The following is a 4,184-nucleotide window of genomic DNA, read 5'->3' as shown; positions in this document are numbered from 1 at the left end:
GACCGAGGGCGAGGATGTCCTTGCTCTGCATGCGGGACCTCAAAACGTGGGGATCAGGGACAGCCCGAGACCGGGCACTCAGTCTCCGCAAAGACTATGCGAATTCCATTTGCGGCGTCGAGGAGCCCATAAAAGGGGGTGTCCCATAGATCATAGGTATTTAAGGAACAAAAAACCTTTCTCCAATAATACTCCTTGACAATTCATGCAAACAACCAATCATTTTGGGGTCTTTTAATAAAACATGTTCGATTAAATCTTTATTAATTTTAAAACCAAGGAAATATAGGTTTTTTTGTGTAAAAAATATTTGACTCTGCCAATAAATTTGGCTTTTCTTTTGGCTGGAAAGATAAAAGTGATTCAGAGTTTCGGACATGTGAGCGTCTGGAAGCCACCCACCAACTAGACCCATTTGGTTTTTTTGGTACCCGTCCCAGTAAAAACGAAGTAAAATTACTGGAAAGTTTTCAAAAGTTTCAATGTCCTTTGTCTCGTTAGGATGAGGAGAATCATCTTTTCCTATTACGGAGTATGAACAAAAAGCTTCTTTTTCTGTAACGTTTGAAAAAAAGTTACCTGGAGATCCACCATCCGACATTGAAAATAATTCTTTTGTTTGTAAAATATTTATTGCATTTAAAGGGGACGCTATATGAAATAGAATGACCCCAGCATTTCCATTGTAAAAACCAGGATTATTGTTTGATATCATGAGAAACCCTAAGTTTTAAGACCGCAACCTTTTTTAGGAAAGTGGGTGTCCCGTAGGTCTCTACCACGGCGCTGACACAGATGTTCGCGTTCAGACGGCTGCAGGTGCGTGTATTCGGTCCCCATAGCAACCCGACCCTACCAGTGGATCGGTGTTGCAGTTCGGGTATGAATCTATCGGACCCGAGGAGAATTTGGGTGCCCCTTAGCTTGCTGCCAGCCTACTTTCGGAAGTGGGTGTCCCATACCGTACCCTGGTGTCCCTTAGTTGCTCTAGGCGTCAAACCCGACCCATAGCCCGCGACAGATCGGGCTCCCGATCTATGAACGACGGTCGCTTGACCCCCTGGAGACTCGGGGCCGGATCCCCGCTTTCCCGAGCACGATCGCAGTCCCGCTCCCAAAGCAAGTGCCAAAGGTATAGCTCGGCGGTGAATAGCTGCTCCAGGAGCATCGAGAAACTCCAGGCGAAGCCGATGTAGATGATGGTCAGGAACCATACCCCGTCCGGGAAAGTCACCTCGAGTTTGTCGCTAAGGAAAAACAGAATAGCTGGCGGCAGGAAGACCATGGCCCCCAGCAGTTCGGTCAGTACGAAGCCGCTGGCGAACTCCGATTTTTGTGCAGTGGCCACGCCCAGCCCCTTCTTATAGGCCGCCATGGTGCCCCGCTTTTCCCAGGCAACGGCCGGCAGGATGAGAAAGGCGAGCATTCGCACCCCTTTTTTCAGGGCCCCGAAAAAGGCACCGCTGAACGACATGTCTCCGAAACCCCCGAGCACCTCGGCGACGTTCTCGGCCGTCATCTCCGTATCCATTTCCGGGCCACCCTCCCCTTCCTCGTCTTCGCCGCCATGACCACGACGCAACAGCATCTCGATTACGGTGATGACAAACCAGATCACCGCCCAGGTAAGGGTAATCGGCAGGGCGCGGAGCAGGTTAGCGGCCACGCCATACATCGACCGGGCCCATCCCATGCTTTCGGCGGTCTCGATCTCCCGAATGCGCTCTAGCAGGAACAGGCAGGAGGCGGAGAGGAGGAAGGAGAAAAGCAGGATGATACCGAGCAGTACCAGCAGCTGCTGGCCACCGGGATAGGCATCCCACGGAAAGAGGAAATGGAAATAGACGATGACCGGGGCGTAGACAGCCCAACAGCCGAGGAGGGGCAAGAGCAGGCTGGGATACCGGCGGAAGGCCTTCAAGGATTCCCGGATAAGCTCCAGGCCATTGGTGACGCCTGCGAACATACTTCCCCCCGTACTCCACCAGGAAACAATACCTTAAGCGCTTGGAAGGATACTGCCGGGAAGGGGGACGGATGACAAGGTCCGGAAGGGGCAAGAGGATAGAGGGCACCACACAAGCTAAAGCCGCCAAGAATTAAGTCAATTAAAGTGGCTGTCCCCTTAGATACAGAAACGTGCATCAAAGCGGGTGTCCTTTACCTATCTCAAAGGGGGTTCTCCAACTTCATCCCATATGAAAATAGGAAAGTGGGTGTCCCATAGACCTGAGCGGGGCTGGGTCATGGGGAAGCCCTCCTGATAAGAACATATTGAGAACTTACCAGGGAGGCTTCCGGAGGGCAATCAAAGTGGGTGTCCTATAATTAAAGCGTGGTGAAAACACCAGCCAAACAAGGTGGGTGTCCCTTAGCTATTGCTCCATCGCTCCGATCTTGCTGCACCGGCCCTTGGCAGCAACCAACAGGTCCCGACCACCCTTCTTTGTAATCAACGTAATTGAAAATCTCCCCCTTCCATTTCTAATAAAAACGCCTCCATACCCATCGGAATGATCACAAAAATAAGGAGCACCAGGAGGATAAGGTTCCGTACATTGATTGAATAATACGTACTCCTTACCGATTTCCTTAACGACCCAGCTACCGCTGTCTTTCGTAAGAATATACTTCTTACCAGATACATCCGCTACACTTGCGATAGCCGGAGCGCCATCACCATCCTCAACCACAGCTCCTGCTTCTGCTACACATAGGAACGTGTCAGCAAGTGTTATGCATGGAAAAAAAATAATAAGTGCCGCAAACCATTTCATAGTTCGTTTTCCCCTTTTGAGCCCTACTGCAAATTCGGCAGACAAATACCTAATTTAGCAGGGGAGATCAACCGCCGGCCGCTCCCCATCGACCAGCACAACAACATGTATGTTATTGCTCATCACCGCCTGCCGACTACCTTCAAGGCAAAACTAGGCAAAGCGCTAGAGGCGGGCAACGGGGCGGAGGAAGCGGGGCTGTGGACCAAAATGTGTACCCCATAGGTCCTCATTCCTAGAAGGGAGAATGTGAGGAGTCAAGCTATCATGGTTCCTTAACCTGGAGAGCATCTAAACGGACGAGCAAAGTGGGTGTTCCTTAGCTGATCGATCTTTAACAATCAAAGTGGGTGTCCCTAACCTCATGCCCTCCTGCCAGGCTGGAAGGCAGTGGGTGTCCTATAGCCGGTTGGGGTAGGAAGAGTAGGAAAGTGGGTGTCCCATAGATACTTAGCTGGGCGACTTAGCTGGGCGTCCTTTAGTGTTGGCCCTAACCGTCCCCGCCGGCTGAAGCACGGGAAAGAAGATAACCAATTGCCGCACCGAAAAATCCAGCGATGGCCTGACCGCCTATAACTCCCTGCCATCCAAGTAGCGCTGCAGACACGATGACCAGTGTGACCACCGCGTACATTCCGACAAGGTCCCAGCGGCGCTCCCTACTTCCGCGGTTCTGCCAATTCTCGATGAGGTCAGTCACGTCTTCCCACTTCACCTGCTTCAGCATTGGCTCCCAGTCGACGCCATTCCGGACTTGGCCGTCCGACTGAACGTTGTAAACGCCAGGAGGCATCGGCTGCATCTGCCCCTCTGAGTCCGCGTAATACAAGCCCGCCTTTGGCGCGTAGTGGAGTTGCCCCGTTTCAGTGGACAGGTAACAGTTTGGTTTACGCGGCATCCCGCCAGGCCGCTTCATAGGCCTTCGGGGCCTGCTGCCCGAGGGCGGAATGGCGGCGACTCGGGTTGTACCAGCCCTCGATGAATTCGAAGATCGCCCGCTTGGCCTCCGCATGGTTTCCGAAGCACTGGCGGTCGATCAATTCGCATTCGAGGGTAGCGAAAAAGCTCTCGGCCAGGGCGTTGTCGTAGCAATCACCGACTGAGCCCATGGATTGGGCCACGCCGGCCTCCTGGCAGCGCTGGCCGAACGCCAGCGACGTGTACTGGCAGCCCTGGTCCGAATGATGAATTACCGACTCCGGCTGGCGACTCTGAATCGCCATATCCAGGGCGTTTAGTACCAGCTCGGTGCGCATGTGGCCGGCCATCGACCAGCCGACCACCCCGCGGCTGAAGACATCGAGCACCACGGCCAGGTACAGAAAACCGGCGTCCGTGGGTACATAGGTGATGTCCGAGACCCAGAGCGTATCCGGTGCCTCGGCCTGGAAGTCCCGCTCCACCCGG

General features: G+C 53.3%; 5 protein-coding genes. All 5 read right to left on the bottom strand.

From position 1 onward, the window contains the following. Positions 1-160 precede the first annotated feature (160 nt). Positions 161-715, bottom strand: coding sequence for a hypothetical protein (locus AN478_RS13815; protein ID WP_143004210.1), 555 nt, complete (start codon positions 713-715; stop codon positions 161-163). A gap of 279 nt (positions 716-994) precedes the next feature. Next, complete coding sequence (locus AN478_RS00410; RefSeq protein WP_054964657.1) at positions 995-1,966, bottom strand: hypothetical protein; 972 nt, start codon at positions 1,964-1,966, stop codon at positions 995-997. Positions 1,967-2,375: 409 nt separating this feature from the next. Further along, a complete protein-coding gene (locus AN478_RS13810; protein WP_143004209.1) occupies positions 2,376-2,777 on the bottom strand; it encodes a hypothetical protein in 402 nt (133 codons plus the stop codon). A gap of 490 nt (positions 2,778-3,267) precedes the next feature. Continuing rightward, entirely contained in the window at positions 3,268-3,504 is a 237-nt protein-coding gene (locus tag AN478_RS13805) for a hypothetical protein (RefSeq protein WP_143004208.1), read from the bottom strand. Between the two features lie 160 nt (positions 3,505-3,664). Beyond that, the coding region (locus AN478_RS00405) for an IS3 family transposase (protein ID WP_156344079.1) at positions 3,665-4,184 on the bottom strand (520 nt) is incomplete at its 5' end.

Origin of the sequence: Thiohalorhabdus denitrificans, from assembly GCF_001399755.1 — a bacterium.
GTDB lineage: Bacteria > Pseudomonadota > Gammaproteobacteria > Thiohalorhabdales > Thiohalorhabdaceae > Thiohalorhabdus > Thiohalorhabdus denitrificans.
This window is presented reverse-complemented; position numbering and strand designations above follow the sequence as displayed.

Bases quoted from the DNA above. Each gene is read 5' to 3' on its own strand.
- AN478_RS13815 (WP_143004210.1), bottom strand. From the start codon at position 715: ATGATATCAAACAATAATCCTGGTTTTTACAATGGAAATGCTGGGGTC.
- AN478_RS00410 (WP_054964657.1), bottom strand. From the start codon at position 1,966: ATGTTCGCAGGCGTCACCAATGGCCTGGAGCTTATCCGGGAATCCTTG.
- AN478_RS13810 (WP_143004209.1), bottom strand. From the start codon at position 2,777: ATGAAATGGTTTGCGGCACTTATTATTTTTTTTCCATGCATAACACTT.
- AN478_RS13805 (WP_143004208.1), bottom strand. From the start codon at position 3,504: ATGCTGAAGCAGGTGAAGTGGGAAGACGTGACTGACCTCATCGAGAAT.